The 18,618-nt window shown below is 72.7% G+C and carries 13 protein-coding genes; 11 read left to right on the top strand and 2 right to left on the bottom strand.

Translation table 11 applies throughout. The annotated features are described in order from the left end of the window. Positions 1-52 precede the first annotated feature (52 nt). Positions 53-2,590: a polysaccharide lyase family 8 super-sandwich domain-containing protein gene (locus ACFFR3_RS49885; RefSeq protein WP_364382723.1), complete on the top strand. Its 2,538-nt coding sequence runs from the start codon at positions 53-55 to the stop codon at positions 2,588-2,590. Here the strand turns inward: ACFFR3_RS49885 and ACFFR3_RS49880 are convergent. After that, positions 2,584-3,450, bottom strand: coding sequence for an alpha/beta fold hydrolase (locus ACFFR3_RS49880; RefSeq protein ID WP_364382720.1), 867 nt, complete (start codon positions 3,448-3,450; stop codon positions 2,584-2,586). The genes ACFFR3_RS49885 and ACFFR3_RS49880 overlap by 7 nt on opposite strands. An 85-nt stretch (positions 3,451-3,535) precedes the next feature. Between ACFFR3_RS49880 and ACFFR3_RS49875 the strand changes: the two genes are divergently transcribed. The 9 genes from ACFFR3_RS49875 to ACFFR3_RS49835 all read left to right on the top strand — a co-directional run bounded on the left by ACFFR3_RS49875 (position 3,536) and on the right by ACFFR3_RS49835 (position 16,397). Next, on the top strand, positions 3,536-4,102 hold the full coding sequence (locus tag ACFFR3_RS49875) for a CGNR zinc finger domain-containing protein (RefSeq protein ID WP_345385291.1): 567 nt from the start codon (positions 3,536-3,538) through the stop codon (positions 4,100-4,102). Positions 4,103-4,185: 83 nt separating this feature from the next. Further along, on the top strand, positions 4,186-5,418 hold the full coding sequence (locus tag ACFFR3_RS49870) for an RICIN domain-containing protein (protein WP_364382717.1): 1,233 nt from the start codon (positions 4,186-4,188) through the stop codon (positions 5,416-5,418). 203 nt (positions 5,419-5,621) lie between these two features. Next, entirely contained in the window at positions 5,622-6,659 is a 1,038-nt protein-coding gene (locus ACFFR3_RS49865) for a LacI family DNA-binding transcriptional regulator (RefSeq protein WP_364382714.1), read from the top strand. A gap of 255 nt (positions 6,660-6,914) precedes the next feature. After that, a complete protein-coding gene (locus ACFFR3_RS49860) occupies positions 6,915-9,110 on the top strand; it encodes an alpha-galactosidase (protein WP_379485494.1) in 2,196 nt (731 codons plus the stop codon). 46 nt (positions 9,111-9,156) lie between these two features. Then, a complete protein-coding gene (locus ACFFR3_RS49855) occupies positions 9,157-10,479 on the top strand; it encodes an ABC transporter substrate-binding protein (protein ID WP_379485493.1) in 1,323 nt (440 codons plus the stop codon). Positions 10,480-10,498: 19 nt separating this feature from the next. Continuing rightward, complete coding sequence (locus ACFFR3_RS49850; RefSeq protein ID WP_345385294.1) at positions 10,499-11,416, top strand: carbohydrate ABC transporter permease; 918 nt, start codon at positions 10,499-10,501, stop codon at positions 11,414-11,416. After that, positions 11,413-12,291: a carbohydrate ABC transporter permease gene (locus tag ACFFR3_RS49845; RefSeq protein WP_345385295.1), complete on the top strand. Its 879-nt coding sequence runs from the start codon at positions 11,413-11,415 to the stop codon at positions 12,289-12,291. The genes ACFFR3_RS49850 and ACFFR3_RS49845 overlap by 4 nt, the downstream gene beginning before the upstream one ends. Before the next feature lie 26 nt (positions 12,292-12,317). Then, complete coding sequence (locus tag ACFFR3_RS49840; RefSeq protein WP_345385296.1) at positions 12,318-14,909, top strand: CBM35 domain-containing protein; 2,592 nt, start codon at positions 12,318-12,320, stop codon at positions 14,907-14,909. Positions 14,910-15,089: 180 nt separating this feature from the next. After that, the gene (locus tag ACFFR3_RS49835; RefSeq protein ID WP_379485492.1) at positions 15,090-16,397 is read left to right on the top strand and encodes a cytochrome P450; all 1,308 of its coding nucleotides are present in this window, start codon (positions 15,090-15,092) and stop codon (positions 16,395-16,397) included. 4 nt (positions 16,398-16,401) lie between these two features. Here the strand turns inward: ACFFR3_RS49835 and ACFFR3_RS49830 are convergent, their stop codons facing one another. Then, on the bottom strand, positions 16,402-16,971 hold the full coding sequence (locus ACFFR3_RS49830) for a helix-turn-helix domain-containing protein (RefSeq protein ID WP_345385298.1): 570 nt from the start codon (positions 16,969-16,971) through the stop codon (positions 16,402-16,404). Positions 16,972-17,041: 70 nt separating this feature from the next. On the opposite strand from ACFFR3_RS49830, the gene ACFFR3_RS49825 reads away from it, so the two are divergent. After that, complete coding sequence (locus ACFFR3_RS49825) at positions 17,042-18,577, top strand: MFS transporter (protein ID WP_345385299.1); 1,536 nt, start codon at positions 17,042-17,044, stop codon at positions 18,575-18,577. Positions 18,578-18,618: the final 41 nt, after the last annotated feature.

Genomic DNA, 18,618 nt, shown 5'->3' with positions numbered 1-18,618 from the left:
CGGTGAGCCCCAGCCGTATCCCCCTAACGGCCTGGAGTAAGCAGTGCCGCACATGTCCCGCCGTCAGGTGCTCTCCCTCGTCCCCGCCGCCGGTCTGCTGGGCGTTGCCGCCCCGGCCCGCGCCGCCGTACCCGGTCCAGCCGCCGTGTCAGGAGCCGTGGCAGGAGCCGCGTCAGGAGCCGCGTCAGGAGCCGTGCAGGCCGTCGATCACGGCCGCCTGCTCGCCAACACCGTCGCCATCCTCGCCGGCACCCCCGAGGTCAACGCCCGTCCGGAGGTGGCGGGCAAGCTCACCGCCATCGTCAACGCCGCCAGGCAGCGGCTGACCGCCATGGACCAGGCGGGCGACGGCGAGCTGTTCGCCGGTCTGGCGCTCGGCGCCGACGACGTCAACCTCCGCCTGGCCTACCAGTACCTGTACGAGATCGCGCTGGCCACCCGCACCCCCGGCAGCGCGCTGGAGGGCGACGCCACCGCCGCGCGGCGCGCCGCCGACGGCCTGGCCTGGCTGCACGAGCGGTACTTCGGCGACCAGTCGGCCGGCTACTACGGCAACTGGCACAACTGGGAGATCGCCATCCCCACCCACGTCAGCAGGACCCTCGCCCTGCTGCCCGACGAGCTGCGCGGCGACCTCACCCCGCCCTACCTCGCCTCGATGGACGCCTACCTGCGCAACGGCAAGGACGGCGACGTCGATCTCGACTCCCGCTTCCACACCGGCGCGAACCTGGCCGACATCACCGCCAACCGCATCCTGCAGGGCGCGCTCACCGGCGACGACGCCCGGGTCGCCAAGGCGATCGCCGACCAGTCGACGGTCTTCGCCACGATCGACCCGTACGACCTGCGGCACGGCAACACCGACGGCTACTACGCCGACGGCTCCTTCATCCAGCACCACTCGGTCGCCTACACCGGCTCGTACGGCCGCGCCCTGCTGACCCGCGTGGTGCAGACGCTCAACATGCTCCAGGGCGCCACGACCGGCTTCGCCGACCTGCCGGCCGTGGTGTACCGGTGGATCAGCGACGGCTTCGCCCCGCTGATCTTCGAGGGCTGGATGATGGAGATCGTCAAGGGGCGCGCGGTCTCGCGTACCACCAGCGGCTACACCGACCTCAACGTGATCGTGGAGGCCATCGCCGACCTGGCCGAGCACGTCGATGACCCGCTGCCGCTGAAGAAGTACCTGCGGTTCCTGCCGGCCGCCGACACCACGACGTTCGTCTCGCCGGGCGGCATCGCCCGCTACGCCGCCGTACGCGCCGACGCGTCCGTCCCCGCCGCTGACCTCAACCCGGCCGCGCGGTCGGTGGCGTTCAACGCGATGGACCGCACTGTGCACCGCCGTCCCGGCTACGCGTTCGCGCTCGCGCGCAGCTCGGAGCGGATCAGCAAGTACGAGTACATGAGCGGCGAGAACCTCATGCCCTGGTTCCAGGGCGACGGCGCCTACTACCTCTACCTGACGGGCGAGGACCAGCGGGAGGTCTACGGGGTCGACTACTACACGACCGTGTCGCCGTACCGGCTGGCCGGGGTCACCGCGCCGGTGGAGGAGCGGCGGACGATCCCCGAGCTGTACGGGCGCCTGTGGTACGAGAACCCCGGCCACCCGCTGAACTTCACGTCCTCGTCGGAGTCGCAGAACACCTACGTGTACTTCCCGCGCGGCGAGAACGCCTTCTCCGGCGGGGCCACGCTCGGCGCGTACGGCGTGGCGGGCATGGTGCAGTCCGACGACGTGGCCTACACCGCCAAGCAGGAGGGCCTGCTGCCCGACGACTTCGTGGCCTACCGCAACGCGCGCGCCACCAAGTCGTGGTTCATGTTCGACGACGAGATCGTGGTGCTGGCGGCCGGCATCTCAGGGCAGGGCGGGCGCGACGTGGTGACCACCGTCGACAGCCGTATCGCCGCGCCGGGCGACGCGGTCGCGCTCACCGGCGAGCGCTGGGACGGGCGCGCCTGGCAGGCCGGCGGCGCGGCCACGCCCCTGCGGTGGCTGCGCTACGCCAACGGCACCCGGGGCACCTCCGTCGGTTACGCCTTCCTCGCCAGGCGGCCGGTCGCGGCGGGGCTGGAGACGGTCACCCGCAGCCGCAGGGTCGTCAGGACCGGCAACCCCGACACGGCCGTCACCAAGAACGTGTTCACCGCCACCGTCGCGGGCGACGACGCGCTGGCGTACGCGCTGGTCCCCCACGCCACCGAGGCCGCGCTGCGCCGCTACGCCCGCGGCCCGGTCAGCGTCGTGGCCAACACCCGCGACGTGCAGGCCGTCCGGCACGAGGGGCTCGGCATCACCGCCTGCACCGTCTTCGCGAAGGGGCCGCGCCTGGCCGGCCGCCTGCTCGTGGACGGCCCGGCCGCGCTCATCGTGCGGCAGTCGGGCAGGCGCACCGAGGTCGCCCTGTCCGACCCGACGATGCGGCGCGACCACGTCTCGGTGCTCGTGCCCGGCCGGCCGCTGCGGGTGTCGGAGGCCGGCGAGGGCGTCACCGTACGGCGCGTGCCGGGCGGCACCCTCGTCCGGGCGGCGACCCGGCACGCCTACGGCCGGACGTTCACCGCCATCCTTCACTGAGTGCGGTCCAGGAAGGCCGCCACGAGCGGGGCGATCTCCGCGACGTGGGTCTCCAGCGCGAAGTGCCCGGTGCCGAACAGGTGCAGCTCGGCATCGGGCAGGTCACGCAGGTACGCGCGGGCGCCCGCCTCGGTGAAGAACGGGTCGTGCTCGCCCCACACGATGAGGGCGGGCGGGGTGTGCTTGCGCAGCCATGCCTGCCAGCGGTCGTAGCTCTCGACGTTGGTGTGGTAGTCGAACAGCAGCGCCGCCTGGGCGTCCCTGCGGCCCGGCCGCTCCAGGAAGTGGTGGTCGAGCGTCCAGCCGTCCGGGGCCACCAGGGCCTGGTCGGGGACGCCGGTGACGTACTGGGCGCGGACGGCGTCCAGGGTCAGCTCGGCGCGCACGCGCTGCTCGGCGCCTGGCATGTCCGGGCGCTGTGAGAGCAGCTCGATCGCGGCGTCCGACAGGCCGTCCGCGTAGGCGTTGCCGTTCTGGACGATCAGGCCCGCGATCCATTCGGGATTGCGCTCGGCGACGCGGAAGCCGACCGGGGCGCCGAAGTCGAAGACGTACAGGGCGAAGCGGGTCAGGCCGAGCGCGCGGACGAAGCCCTCGGTGAGGTCGGCGAGCCGGTCGAAGGTGTACGTGTAGCCGGCCGGGGCCTCGGTGTGGCCGGAGCCCGGGTGGTCGGGGGCGATGAGCCGGTAGCGGGAGGCGAGCCGGTCGAACAGGCCGCGGTACTGGTGCGAGGCCGACGGGAAGCCGTGCAACAGCAGCAGGACGGGCGCGTCTGCGCGGTCCGGAAGGGACTCGCGGTAGAAGACGCGGACTCCTTCGACGTCGACGTGGCGGTGCGCGGTGCGGGCTGGTGCAGTCATTTCTAATGCCTTCCTTCGTAGCTGATGCATTAGATACAACCTGGCGCTTCCTAATGTGTCAAACCCGTCGGATACCATTAGGGACATGAGCGATCCCGGTCCCCTCGTCGGCGAGCCACTCGCGCTCGACCTCGTCAACACCCGCAACGCAGACGGCGACCACCTGGCCACGCCGCAGGCCCTGCGCGGGTGGCTGGACCTGGAGGCCGCGCGGTTCCCCGACGTCCGGGACCTCGCGGTCTCCGACGCCGGCCTCGCCGCCGTTCGCGAGGTGCGCGAGCACACGGCTCGGGCGCTGGAGTGCGTACGGCGGGGCGAGCAGCCGCCCCAGGAGGCCCTCGACGCGCTCAACCGCGCCCAGCGCGCCGCGCCCGCCATCAGCGAGCTGGCCTGGGACGGCGCCGCGGCGACCGCCACCCGGCGGCGCGCCGGCTCGGCGGCCGACCGGCTGGCGGCCTGGCTCGCCGAGGCGGCGGCCGAGCTGCTGGCCGACCCGGCGGTGACCACCGTCCGCGCGTGCGAGGCGGACGACTGCGTGACGCTGTTCCTGCCCGCGCACCCCCGCCGGCGCTGGTGCGCCGCCGCCCGCTGCGGCAACCGGGTGCGCGTCGCCCGCCATTACCAGCGGCAGAAATCCGTTGGGGAAAAGTGAGAGAGCGCTCTCTTGACAGGAGCACTCACCTTGTCGGAAGGTTTCCGTAAACTCACACCCATGGATCCGATGAGGTAACCCACTTGGCACGCACCCCCCGTTCCAAAACGCTGCTCGCCATCGGTACCGCCCTCGCCGCGATCGCCGCTCTGGTCGCTCCCATGACCGGCACCGCGAGCGCCGCACCCGCTCCAGGCCCGCTCGTCTGGTCCGACGAGTTCGACGGCCCCGCCGGCAGCGCCGTCGACTCCTCGAAGTGGCGCTTCGACATCGGTGGTGGCGGCTGGGGCAACAACGAGCACCAGTACTACACCGACAGCACCCGCAACGCCGCCAAGGACGGCAACGGCAACCTGGTGATCACCGCCCGCCGCGAGAACCCGGCCAACTACCAGTGCCACTACGGCACCTGCCAGTACACCTCCGCCCGCCTGCTCACCGCCGCCACCTTCACCCGCACGTACGGGCGGTTCGAGGCGCGCATGAAACTGCCGCGCGGGCAGGGCATCTGGCCGGCCTTCTGGATGCTCGGCGGCACGTCGGGCTGGCCGGACAACGGCGAGATCGACATCATGGAGAACATCGGCCGCGAGCCGAACACCGTCCACGGCACCATCCACGGCCCCGGCTACAGCGGGGGCGGCGGCATCGGCGCCGGCTACACGATCGGCGCCCCGTTCGCCGACGCCTTCCACACCTTCGCCGTCGACTGGTCGCCGAACCTCATCGTCTGGTACGTGGACGGCGTCGAATTCCAGCGCCGCACCCCCGCCGACCTGGGCGGCAACCGCTGGGTCTTCGACCACCCGTTCTTCATGATCATGAACGTGGCGGTCGGCGGCAACTGGCCCGGCTACCCCGACGGCAGCACCACGTTCCCGCAGACCCTGACCGTGGACTACGTCCGCGTCTACGCCCCGCCGACCACGGGCGGCGGCGGCCAGATCACCGGCATCGGCGGCAAGTGCGTCGACGTGGCCGGCGCCGCCACCGCCAACGGCACCCCCGTCCAGCTCTGGGACTGCAACGGCACCGGCGCCCAGAGCTGGAGCTGGAACGGCGACGGCTCGGTCCGCGCGCTCGGCAAGTGCATGGACGTGACCGCCGGCTCCACCGCGAACGGCGCGAAGGTGCAGCTCTACGACTGCAACGGCACCGGCGCGCAACGCTGGACCTACAACTCCGGCACCGGCCAGATCGTCAACCCGCAGTCGGGCAAGTGCCTCGACGCGACCGACGTCAGCTCAGCGAACGGCACCCGCCTGCAGATCTGGGACTGCTCCGGCGGCACCAACCAACGCTGGACCCGCACCTGACCCTTCACCCCGACCCGCCTGCCATTCCCTCCGCCCGCCGAAACACCGTTTCGGCGGGCGTCGGTCCTTACCCGGCCGCAATCAATTCCCGTTCGCGTTGCGGGAGAGCGCGTTCTCCGTCGAGACGGCTGCCGCGCGGAAAGGGCGTTCGTGCGGGGACCGGGCCGGGTTGGGGGCGGATGATCAGGTCATACGATGGGGAGGTGGCTCCGACTTCCCCGCGCGCGTCCCGTGACGCCGCCGTACCCAGCATCAGGGACGTCGCCGCAGCGGCGGGAGTGTCGTACCAGACGGTCTCACGGGTGCTCAACGACTCGCCCAGGGTGCGCCCCGAGACCCGCGCCACCGTCCTCGCCGCCATCGAGCAGCTCGGCTTCCGCCCCAGCCGCACGGCCCGCGCGCTGAGCCTCGGCCGGGCGCGCGGCATCACCGTGGTCACCTCCGACACCGTCCTCTACGGCTACGCCGCCACCCTCCAGGGCATCGAGGAGGCGGCCCGCACGGCCGGGATGTCCGTGGGCGTGCGGGTCGTGGAGTCGGCGGAGCCGGCCGAGGTGCGGCAGGCCGTCGAATACGTCAGCGACGCCAGCGCCGGGGCCGTGGTGGTGATCGCCTTCGACACGACCGGCGTCACGGTGCTGGAGGCGCTGCCGGCCCACGTACCGGCCGTGGCGGTGGCCGAGCCGGCCGCGCCCGACCGTGGCAGGGTCGCGATCGCGCTGGACGAGCGGGGCGCCGCGGCCGACGCCACCCGGCACCTGCTCGACCTGGGCCACCGCACGGTGCACCACGTGGCGATCCCGTCCGAGGGCGGTCAGGGCGGCCGCCTGGCCGGCTGGCGCGACGCCCTGCACGCCGCCGGGGCCGCCGTCCCCGAGGTGCTGGGCTGCGGGTGGGACATCGCCTCCGCGTACGCGGCCGGGCGCGAGCTCGCCGCCGACCCGCAGGTCACGGCCATCCTGTGCGGCAACGACGACATCGCGCAGGGGGTGCGGCGGGCGCTGTACGACGCCGGCAAGGACGTGCCGGGTCACGTCAGCATCGTCGGCTTCGACGACATCCCCGGCGCCGCCTACTGGACGCCGGCGCTGACCACCGTACGCATGGACTTCCCAGGGCTCGGCCGCGCCTGCTTCGACGCCGCCATGGCCGAGCTCTCCGGCCACCCCCAGCCGACCCCTCGCCTGGTCCCCCCGGCCCTGATGATCCGCGAATCCACCGCCCCGCCCCCGGCCACCTGACGCGGCCTCCCCCGAAACACGCCCTCGGCCACCTGACGCGGGCTCACTCCGAACACTCCCCACTCCCGGCCCCTCCGCCGCGAGCCCGCTCGAACACGCCGCCACCGGCCGTCAGAGGCGGGCTCGCTCGAAACACGCAGGTAACGATCCGGCAAAGGAGGCTTTCGCCGGAGGCGTGTGACCGTTCACACTGGCGGGCATGTGACCGGTCACATCACGGCCGGCTCCGTGGAGTGCGCGAAAGAGAGAGCTTGCATGCCTGCTGATGTCGTGGAGACCCTGCGCTGGGGCCATTCGGGGCTCGCGCTCGCGCTGGAGATCCATCCGGATCGCCCGGTGACGCTGCGCGAGCTGTCGCCTGGCCAGGCGGCGGCGCCCCCGCGGACGTCCCAGCCCGTCGTGGAGGTGCTGGTGCCGGGCGAGGGCCGGGCGCGCGCCTCGCAGCGGCTGTCGGAGACGGCGGTGGGCCTCAGGCTGCGGTACGCGGGCGCGGACCGCTCGTCGCACGACGGCCGGCACCAGCTGCGGGTGCGGCTGCGGGACGAGGCGTCGGAGCTGGGCGCCGAGCTGCTGCTGGAGTCGTACGACGGTGTGCCCGCGGTGCGGGCGTCGGTCCGGGTGACGAACCTGGGCACGGCCCCGGTGCCGCTGCTGGCGGTGACCTCGTTCGCGGCCGGCTTCCACGGCGGTCCGGCGAGCGACCTCGACGTCCTGTACGCCGACAGCGCCTGGCTTGGCGAGAGCCGCTGGACCCGGCGCCCGCTCGCCGACCACCTGCCCGACCTGGGCCTGGAGGGGCACGGCCATGGCCGGGGCGCGTTCGCGCTGACCAGTTCCGGCACGTGGTCGAGCGGCCGGTACGTCCCGATGGGCGGCCTGTCGGAGCGCGGCTCCGGCCGTACGTGGCTGTGGCAGATCGAGCACAACGGCCCCTGGCGCTGGGAGGTCGGCGACCGGCTGGACGGCGTCTACGCCGCCCTGTCCGGCCCCACCGACCTCGACCACCAGTGGAGTCACCCGCTGGCACCCGGCGAGTCGTTCACCACGGTGCCGGTCTCGGTCGCGGTGTCGGCCGACGGCCTGACGGGCGCGGCTGCGGCGCTGACCGCGCACCGGCGCGCGTCGCGGCGTCCGCATCCGGACCGGGAGCGGCTGCCGGTCGTGTTCAACGACTACATGAACACGACGATGGGCGACCCGACGACGGACAAGCTGCTGCCGCTGGTGGACGCCGCCGCCGCGGCGGGCGCGGAGGTGTTCTGCGTGGACGCCGGCTGGTACGACGACGGCGGCGACTGGTGGGACAGCGTCGGCGAGTGGCGTCCGTCGAGCACCCGGTTCCCCGGCGGCATCGAGGAGGTGCTGGCCCGCATCGCCGAGCGCGGCATGACGGCCGGGTTGTGGCTGGAGCCCGAGGTGATCGGGGTGCGCAGCCCGATGGCCGGGAAGCTGCCGGACGAGGCGTTCCTGCGGCGCGGCGGCGTACGGGTGGCCGAGCACGGCCGCCACCACCTCGACCTGCGCCATCCGGCCGCCGTCGCGCACCTGGACCAGGTGGTGGACCGGCTGGTCACGGAGCTGGGAGTGGGCTACTTCAAGCTCGACTACAACATCAACCCGGGCGCGGGCACCGACGTGGACGCGCCCAGCGCCGGCGCCGGGCTGCTCGCGCACAACCGGGCTCACCTGGCCTGGCTGGAGTCGGTCCTCGACCGCCATCCGCACCTGGTGCTGGAGAACTGCGCGTCCGGCGCGATGCGGATGGACTACGCGATGCTCTCGCGCCTGCAGCTGCAGTCGACCAGCGACCAGCAGGACTTCCTGCGTTACCCGCCGATCGCGGCCGCCGCTCCCCTGTCGGTGCTGCCCGAGCAGGCGGCCAACTGGGCGTACCCGCAGCCGGACATGACGGAGGAGGAGGTGGTGTTCGCGATGTGCACCGGGATTCTCGGCCGCCTCTATCTGTCGGGCAACCTGCACCTCATGGACGAGCGCCGGCTCGCCCTGGTCAGGGAGGGCGTGGCGGTGCACGGACGGCTGCGCCCGGTGCTGCCGCGCGCGACCGCGTGCTGGCCGCTCGGCCTGCCCGGCTGGGACGACCCCTGGCTGGCCTTCGGCCTCCGCGACACCGCCCATCCCGACAACGCCCGCTCGACCGGCGCCGCCTCAAGCGCCGCCGCCCCGACCGACACCGCCCCGGCCCACACCGCCCCGGCCGACGGCTCCTCGGCCGGCGACCTTTACCTGACCGTCTGGCGGCGGCCGGGGGCGCCGGACAGTGCCGTGCTCTCCCTCCCCCACCTGCGCGACCGCGACCTGGACGCCACGGTCGCCTACCCGGAGGCGGCCGAGGGCTGGCGGCTCGCCTGGGATCCGGGGGCCGCCGCGCTGACCGTCACGGCGGACGTACCGCCGCCCACCGCCCGCATCCTGCACCTCCGCCCCCGCTAGTCCCCCAGAACCGGCCGACAGCGTGACGAGACCGAAGGACGTTATCGTGCGAACCGCCCCCCGTACCGCGATCATGGTCGCGGCAGCCGCCCTCCTGGCGCTCACCGCCTGCAGCGATCCCGCCGCCGGGCCGGCGGCCACCGCCGGGGCCGCCCCGGCCACCTGGCCCGACCCGAGTGCCCGCCTGGACGGGGTGACGCTCACCATCTGGGCCGCCCAGAACAGCACCACCGTCCCCAAGGCGGTCACCGACGCCTTCTCCCAGGCCACCGGGGCCAAGGTGGAGGTCGTCACCGTCCCCGACCCGTACGAGCAGGGCGTGCAGACCAAGGTCGCCACGGGCGACAAGCCGGACTTGGCGTTCTGGCAGCCGACGGCGTCGATGCTGACCGCGCTGAACGCCCGCGCCAACCTGCAGCCGCTGGACGGCGCCCCGTGGATCGAGAGGCTCTCGCCCGAGCTGCGCGACATCACCGGGATCCTGGACAGGACGCGGTACGCGGCGCTCATCACCAGCCCCGCCGTCGAGGGCGTCTACTACAACAAGGAGGTCTTCGCGGCCAACGGCGTCAAGGAGCCGCCGAAGACGTTCGACGAGATGGTGGAGCTGGCCCGCACGCTCAAGGGCAAGGGCGTCACCCCGTTCTTCGAGATGGCCGGCGACAAGTGGGCCACCCAGTGGTGGGTGCAGGTCCAGCTCGCCGACGCCGCCAGGGACGGTCTGTGGGAGCGGATCAACACCGGCAAGGAGACGTTCGAGGACAAGACGGTCCTGGACGCGATCAAGACCTACAAGGGGCTGATCGACGAGGGGCTGTTCAACGCCGACATCAAGACGGCGGCGTTCGAGGACCAGGGCGAGGCGCTGCTGTCGGGCAAGGCGGCGATGGCGGTGCAGGTCAACTCGTTCTTCGGGCAGCTCCAGGCCAAGGCGGACACGGCCGAGCTGGATGAGAAGATCGGCTTCTTCCCGATCTCGCCGTCCGGCAACGTGGGCACGTCGATCCCCGACCAGTCGAACGCGCTGGTGGCCTTCCGCACCGGTGACGAGAAGCGGGAGGCGGCGGCGCGGCAGTTGCTGGCGTACTGGATGGGGCCGGGTTACGGCACGTTCGTCGCCGACCGCAAGACCGTGTCACTGCGTCCTGACGTGCCGACGCCCGACGGGGTGCCGCAGGCGCTGAAGGACGTGCACGCCTCGCTCGGCGAGTCGGTGGGGTCGATGCAGTCGCTCGCGGTCGCGAACCCCGACCTTTATCTCAACCTGGCCGACATGATCACCGGCAGCCTGACGCCCGAGCAGGTGGCGGCCGCCACCCAGAAGCAGTTCGCGCAGCTCGCCAAGGCCGCCGGCGCGCCCGGCTTCTGACCTGGGAGCAGCAGTGCTCATGACCAGAGAGCGGTCCGCCCAGGGGACGCGCCGCCCGCCCGCCGGGGCGGGCAGGAACCGCACGCACCCGATGTGGTTCCTCGTCCCGGCCTTCGCGATCCTGTTCGTCTTCTTCTTCCTGCCGACCCTGTTCAACTTCATCTACGCGTTCACGGACTGGTCGAGCTTCAAGAGCGAGATCCGGCCCGTGGGTCTGGACAACTTCGCCGCGCTGCTGTCGGACGGCACGCTGTTCGGCGCGCTGCGCGTCACCCTGATCTACGCGGTGCTGGTGGCGGTGTTCCAGAACCTGTTCGGCTTCGGCCTGGCGGTGCTGCTGGAGCGGGACACCTGGCTCAACAGGGCGGCGAGGGTGGTGTTCGTCATCCCGGTGCTGATGTCCGCGCTGGCGGTCGGCTACCTCTTCCAGGCCCTGCTCAAGCCCGACGGCAGCCTCAACGGGCTGCTGTCGGCGCTGACCGCGCAGCAGGTGGAGGTCGCCTGGCTGGGCAGCACCACGTGGACGCTGGTGCTGGCCGCCGTCATCCACGCCTGGAAGTGGATGGGCCTGTCGATGCTCATCTACCTGGCCGGGCTGAAGTCGGTGCCCGAGGACGTCGCGGAGGCGGCCCGCATGGACGGGGCCTCGCCGTGGCAGGCGTTCTGGGCGGTGCGCTTCCCGTTGCTGGCGCCGGCGATCACGTTCAACGTGGCCACCGCGCTGCTCGGCTCGATGAACGGCTTCGACATCGTGCAGGCGCTCACCGGCGGCGGCCCGGCCCGCAGCACCGAGATCCTCAACATCTTCATCTACCGCACCTTCGGTCAGGGCCTGTTCGCGCAGGCCACGACCATGAGCCTGGTGCTGTTCCTGATGGTGACGCTGCTGGCCTTCCCGGTGATCCGCATCCTGCGCAAGAGGGAGGAGATCCTGTGACGGCGCCTGTCTTCGGCGGTCCGGCCCGCGCGCGTGCCGCCCGCCCGCCGCTCTCGCGGGGCCTGGCCGCGCGGCTGCGTCCCGTCGCGGTCGTCGTGCTCGTCCTGCTCGTGATGGGCGTGCCGCTGTGGCTGGTCGTGGTGACGGCGGGCAAGTCGCAGGCCGAGGCGCTCTCGCCGGACCTGTCCCTGCCGTCGAGCTGGCACCTGTGGGAGAACCTGGCCCAGGTCTGGGAGCAGGGCGAGGTGCCGAAGGCGTTCGTCGGCAGCGTGCTGGTGGTGGCGCCGTCGGTGGCGCTGGTGCTGGCGCTGGGGTCGATGGCGTCGTGGATCCTCGCCCGCCGCGCCTCGCGGCTCGTCGCCGTGCTGTACGCGCTGGCCATCAGCGGCATCGTGCTGCCGCCCGCCGTGGTGACGATCGTGCTGCTGCTGCGCCAGCTCGGCCTGGCGGGCAGCCTGGTCGGGATGGTCGGGGTCTACGTCGGCATCTACCTGTCCACGGTGATCTTCTTCGTGACGGGCTTCGTGCGTACGGTGCCGCTGTCGCTGGAGGAGGCCGCCCGCATGGACGGCGCGGGCCCGCTGCGGGTGTTCTTCTCCGTCATCCTGCCGTTGCTGCGCCCGGTGCTGGCCACCGCGACCATCCTCATCTGCCTGTACGTCTGGAACGACGTCTTCTACGCCTTCTTCGTCGTCGGCGGCCGGCTGGACACGCTGCCGCTCAACCTGTTCCAGGTGGCCAACGCCGGGCTGTACCTCAGCAACTGGCACCTGATCTTCGCCTACATCATCCTCATGAGCCTGCCGCTGCTGGTCGTGTTCGCCGTCGCCCAGCGCAGGATCATCTCCGGCATCACCGGCGGTGCCGTCAAGTAGCCCCCCTTTTCACAGGAGGTTGTCCCATGCCCAGACACCGGTTAGGACGGCAGGCCCTCGCGTCCGCCGTCGCCTTTGTGACGCTGGCCGCGCTGACGTCGGCGCCCGCCACGGCGGCGGGGCCTGACGTGGTCGCCGTGGACTTCGCGCAGCGCACCGGCCCCGTGCACGGCGGCGCTACCGGCGGTCTCTACGCGCTGTCCGACCCCGGCGTGCCGGGGGACAGCCTGGTGGCCGGCGCGCGTCCGCGTACGGTCGCGCAGAAGGCCCCGGACGGCGAGCAGCACCCCAACGGCGACGCGCTGACCGTCGCCGACGGGTTCTTCGCCGCCGGCGGCGACGAGGTCGTCATCTACATGCAGGACGTCTACAGCCGCTGGCCGTACCAGGACCTCGGCATCGAGGACTACCTGGCCAAGGTCGAGACGATGGTGCGCAAGGTCGTCCGCGAGCGGCCCCGCGACAAGGACAGATTCGTCTGGGTGCCGTTCAACGAGCCCGACTGGATCTGGTACGAGGACTGGGCCACTCAGAGGGAGCGCTTCTTCTCTGACTGGAAGGCGGTGTTCGAGCGCATCCGCTCGATCGACCCGGATGCCCGCATCGTCGGCCCCAACGAGGCGTTCTACCGTCCGGAGCGGCTGCGTGACTTCCTCACCTGGGCCAAGGAGACGCCCTGCGCCGGGCAGGACGACTGCCTGCCGGACATCATGGCCTGGCACGAGCTGCAGCGCGAGCGGCTCGCCGACTACCGCTCGCACTACGAGCACTACCGCGCGATGGAGCGCGAGCTCGGCATCGGCCCGCTGCCCATCAACATCGACGAGTACGGCAACCGCCGCGACATGTCGGTGCCCGGCCAGATGATCCAGTGGATCTCCCTGTTCGAGGACACCAAGGTGGACGCGGACATGGCGTACTGGACGTACGCCGGCAACCTCGGCGACCACGCGGTGCGCACCCGGCAGGCGAACGGCGGCTGGTGGCTGCTCAAGTGGTACGCGGACCTGACCGGCCAGACCGTCAAGGTGACCCCGCCGCGCCTGAACGCCGCCGACACCGTGCAGGCGGTCGCGGCGCTCGACGAGTCCGCGCGGCGCGGCACGATCCTGGTCGGCGGCGGCGCCGCGCCGGTCAGGCTGGACGTGTCCGGGCTCGACCGCCGTGTCTTCGGGGACCGGGTGGACGTCGTGGTGTCGAAGACGACCTGGACCGGGTACGAGGGCGACGCGGCCGAGCCGCCGGTCGTCGCCGCGACGCGGGCCAAGGTGTCGGGCGGCGCGATCACGGTGGACGTGCCGGGCGGTGACGTGATGGCGGCGTACCGGGTGACGGTCGTGCCGTCGAGCGGCCCCGCGCCCGCCGCGGACGCGCCGTGGTCGGTGTCGGTGGAGGCCGAGTCGGCCACGCTCACGGCCGCCCGCGTCTTCGACCAGGACACGACGGCCGACCCGCAGCTGTACGCCACGTCCGGCAAGCGCGACGTCGGCGGCATGAACCAGGACGATTCCGCGGTGACGTTCCCGGTCACGGTGCCCCGCGACGGGCGTTACCGGCTGGGCGTCTACCAGGGCACGAACAAGGCGCCTGGACGGCACGCGCTCTTCGTGGACGGCAAGCTCGACCGGATCGTCCAGTATTCGGCGGACCTCGGGTGGACCTACCGGGGCAGGACCGACGTCGAGATCGAGCTGAAGGCGGGCACGCACGAGCTGTCGCTGCGCACGAGCACCGGCGACGGGACGCGGCTGCCGGGCAGTGACGTGACGCTCGACAGGTTCGACCTGACGGAGGTGCGCGGGCCGCATCGGGCGGTCCACGGGGCCGACGAGGCGCGGCTGTCCGGCGGCGCGCGGATCACCAGGGGCGGCAAGGGGCCGGCCGTGGTGCTCGGCGGCAAGGCGCGGGCGACGTACTTCGTGGCCGCACGTGCGGACGGCTACCACGACCTGACCTTCTCCTACCACGCCGGCGGGCGTGGTGACCTGCGGGTCTCCGTGGACGGCCGGGAGATCCCCGGCCTGCGCGCGACGCGGCCCGGTGAGGGCGCGTCGCGGGCGCGGGTCTACCTGCCTGCCGGGATCTCCAAGGTCGAGGTGGGCGGCCCGGCCCGGCTGGAGCTGCGCGCGCTGACCACGGTCAGGGCCACCGCGTCGGACGGGACCGTGCACCGGGTGGAGGCCGAGCGGGCGCCGCTCGGCGGGGCCGCGAAGACGGTGACCGTCCCCGGGACGAGCGCGTCCAACGCCTCGGGCGGCGCGTACGTCACCGACCTGGGCGGCGCCTCCGCCGGCACCCTCACCCTGGCCCGCCCCGACGGCTTCGGCCCCGGCGCGTACGTGCTGGTCGTCCACTACGCCAACGCCGACAGGAACACCGGACACCCCTACAACACGGATGTGATCAGCCGGCACCTCGACATCGCGGAAGCAGGGGGCACGACGACACGCGGCGTGTTCCGTCACAACTACGCCTGGGACGAGTTCTGGCCCCAGGCCACCCCGCTCACCCTCAAGACGGGTGACGGAGCACTGACCATCGGCAACGCCACCGCCCCGGGCCCGAACGTGGACCGCCTGGAGCTGGCCCGCCTGGTGGCCGAGGTCTCCAACCGCTGAGTCGGCAGCGGGAAAGCGCGCGCCGGGGCCCTCGGGCTCCGGCGCGCCCGGCGTTCTGGGGGTCATAATGCAGGCGGGGGCCGGTCCGCCGGGGGGCGGGCTCCACCGCGGCTCGGGAGCGTCCTCCCCAGCAGGCGGCGCACCACCGTCCGCACACCCGCCGACCAGGAGCCCGCCATCATGCCATCGCCATCACCCACCGACCCGCTCACACACGAACGCGTCCACGGTTTGACCGTCGCCGAGGCGGGGCGGGTGCTGGCGACGCCCGCCGCGTACGCCGATGAGGGGCTGCTGCACGCGGCGCTCGCGCTGCTGCGGCGGGAGGCGCCCGTCCACTATGTGCAGGCTGACGGCTATAACCCGTTCTGGGCGGTCACCAGGCATGACGACGTGCAGGCCGTCGAACGTGACCACACGCTCTGGCTCAACGCGCCGCGTCCCGTGCTGCGCAGTGCCGCGCTCGACGCGGCCCTGCAGGAGCGGCGCGCGCAGGGCAAGGCGCTGGCCAGTCTCGTGCACCTCGACGAGCCCGAGCACCGGCCGCTGCGGGCGATCGCCGCCGACTGGTTCCGTCCGAAGGCCATGCGGGCGCTGCAGGACCGGGTGCGGGAGCTGGCCCGCAGGCACGTCGATCTCATGGCCGAGCACGGCTCCACCTGCGACTTCGCCCGGCAGATCGCCGCGCCCTACCCCCTGTACGCGATCCTCGCCCTGCTCGGCCTGCCCGAGTCCGACTATCCGCTGATGCTGCGGCTCACCCAGCAGCTGTTCGGCCACGACGACCGCGACAAGGGGAGCCCGGCGGCGGGCACGCCGGGCGCGCACATGGGCGCCCTGGAGGAGCTGTTCGCGTACTTCCACGACCTGACCGCGGCCCGCCGCGCGCGGCCGACCGGTGACCTGGCCTCCTGCGTCGCGGGCGCGCGCATCGACGGCCGCCTGCTCGACGACACCACGATCGCCTCCTACTACATCCTCATCGCCACCGCCGGCCACGACACCACCAGCTCCACCGTCGCGGGCGGGCTGGAGGCGCTCATCCGCCACCCCGATCAGCTCGGCCTGCTGCGCCGCGACCCCGGCCTGCTGCCCACGGCCGTGGAGGAGATGATCCGCTGGGTGAGCCCGGTCACGTCGTTCATGCGCACGGCCCGCGCCGACACCCACGTACGCGGTGTCCCGATCGCGGCGGGCGAGTCGGTGCTGCTGTCGTACCCGTCGGCCAACAGGGACGAGGACGTCTTCGACGAGCCGTTCCGCTTCGACGTCGCCCGCGACCCGAACCGGCACCTGGCCTTCGGCACCGGCGTGCACTACTGCCTGGGGGCGGCGCTGGCGAGGATGGAGGTGGCGGCGCTGTTCGCCGAGCTGCTGCCCCGGCTGGAGAGCGTCGAGCTGGACGGCGAGCCGGCGTGGACGGCGACGACGTTCGTCGGCGGCCTGAAGCGCCTGCCGATCCGTTACCGCCTGACGCCCGCCTCGTAGGGGCTCAGGTCTCCTGGGCTGGGCGGTGGCCGCGGCGGGCGTCGCGGTCGAAGATGCCGAGGATCTCGCAGGGCCGCCCCTCGGCGCCGATGGCGTGCGGGAGCATCGTGGGGAACTCGGCCGCCTGGTTCGTCTCGACGCGCAGCCGCCGGTTGCCGAGCAGGAGCACGGCGGTGCCGGACAGGACGACCAGCCATTCGCGGCCGGGGTGGGCGCGCATGCGCGCGGGGTTGTCGGGGGGCGGCTCGGTGATGCGCTGGCGTACGACGCTCAGGCCGGGGTCGGCCTTGACCGGCCAGCGCATCAGCTGGTGGGGAGCGTCGATCATGGGGTTGCTGATGACGTCGTCGCCGGCGGTCTCGACGAGCTGGTCGAGCGAGGTGTCGAGGGCGCGGGCGAGGGTGACGAGGCTGTCGAGCGCGAGGCGGCGCTGACCGTTCTCGATGCGGCTGAGCGTGGACTGGCTGAGCTTGGCGCGGGCGGCCAGCTCCTCCAGTGACCAGCCCTGGGCGACGCGCAGGGCGCGGATCCTCTTGCGTACCAGGCTGTCGAGGTCGTCATCGTCTTGCGTCATGGGCAACAGCTTATGCGTCAGCGGCAAGTCGCGGCTACGTTCGCAGGACCACCTGCGAAAGGACCCTTTCATGAGCACGTACGAGCCGCGCCGGTTGCGCGCGATCCTCGTGGCCGTCTGCGTCGCGCTGATGGCGGTGATCGCCTCGGTGTCCGGCCTGAACGTCGCCCAGCCCGAGCTGGCCGTCGAGCTGGACGCCGCGCAGAGCACGATCCTGTGGATCATCAACGTCTACACCCTCACCCTGGCCGCGCTGCTGCTGCCGCTCGGTGCGATCGGCGACCGCTGGGGCCGCAGGCGCATGCTGATCGCCGGGCTGGCCGTCTTCGGGGTGGCGAGCGCGGCTGCGGCGCTGGCCCCGACGGCGGAGGTGCTGCTGGCCGCCCGCCTGGCGAGCGGCGTCGGCGCCGCGATGATCATGCCGATCACGCTCGCCGTCATCACCTCCACCTTCCCGGCCCAGGAGCGCGGCCGGGCGATCGGCGTGTGGACGGGCGTCGCGGGCGGCGGCGGCATCCTCGGCATGTTCCTGTCGGCCGCCCTGGTGGACGTCGCGACCTGGCGGTGGTCGTTCGTCCTGCCGCTGGCCCTGGTCGTGGTGGCGCTGGTCATGACCGTGCGGTCGGTGCCCGACTCGCGCGAGCGTCACGGGCACCGCTTCGACGGGGTGGGCGCGGTGGCCTCCGTCGTGGCCGTGGCGGGGCTGATCTTCGCGCTCCAGGAGGGTCCCGTACGCGGCTGGGCGGCGCCCGAGATCCTGGCCGCGCTCGCCGCCGGTCTCGTGGCGGCGGCCGGGTTCGTCGCGTGGGAGCTGCGCCGGCGGGAGGCGTCGCTGCTGGACGTGCGGCTGTTCAGGGAGCGCGGCCTGGCGGGAGGGTCGGTCACGCTGCTGGCGGTGTTCGGCGTCCAAGCGGGGATCTTCGTGGTGCTCTTCCCGTTCCTGCAGGCGGTGCTCGGCTGGACGGCGCTGCTGTCCACGGTGGCGCTGATGCCCATGGCGGTGCTGATGATGCTCAGCTCGGGGCTGGCGGCGCGGCTAGCGGCGCGGGTGGGGCCGCGGGCGACCATGGCCACCGGGATCCTGCTGGCCGGGGCCGGGCTGGCGCTGATGGCCTCCATCGTCTCCGTTCCCGGCGGTTACCTGTCCGTGCTGCCCGGCATGCTGGCGATGGGCGCCGGCATGGGGCTGTCGATGACGCCCGCCACCGAGGCCATCACCGCCGCGCTGCCACGGGAGCGGCAGGGTGTCGCGTCCGCGCTCAACGACGTGACCCGCGAGTTCGGCACCGCGCTCGGGGTCGCGCTGCTCGGCGCGCTACTGTCGGCCGGCTACCGCGACGCGGTCGGCGCGCGGCTGTCCGGTGTGCCCGAGGAGGTGGCCGGGCGGGCGCGCGAGGGCGTCGCGACCGCGATCGACGCGGCGGGACCGTACGCGGACACAGTGGTCCTGGCGGCCAGGGAGTCGTTCGTGGCGGGCTGGCAGCAGGCGATGTGGGCGGGCGTCGTGGTGATGGCCGTGCTGTTCGTGTACGTGCTCGCCCGCGGCCCCCAGCGGCCCGCCGTGCCCGGGGACGACAGGGAGCCCGCCACCGCCACCGCGTCCTGACCGCCGGGAAAGGCGCCATTTCCCGCTCGCGCCTTCCGCCC

Source organism: Nonomuraea salmonea (assembly GCF_042428605.1).
Classification (GTDB): domain Bacteria; phylum Actinomycetota; class Actinomycetes; order Streptosporangiales; family Streptosporangiaceae; genus Nonomuraea; species Nonomuraea salmonea.
This window is presented reverse-complemented; position numbering and strand designations above follow the sequence as displayed.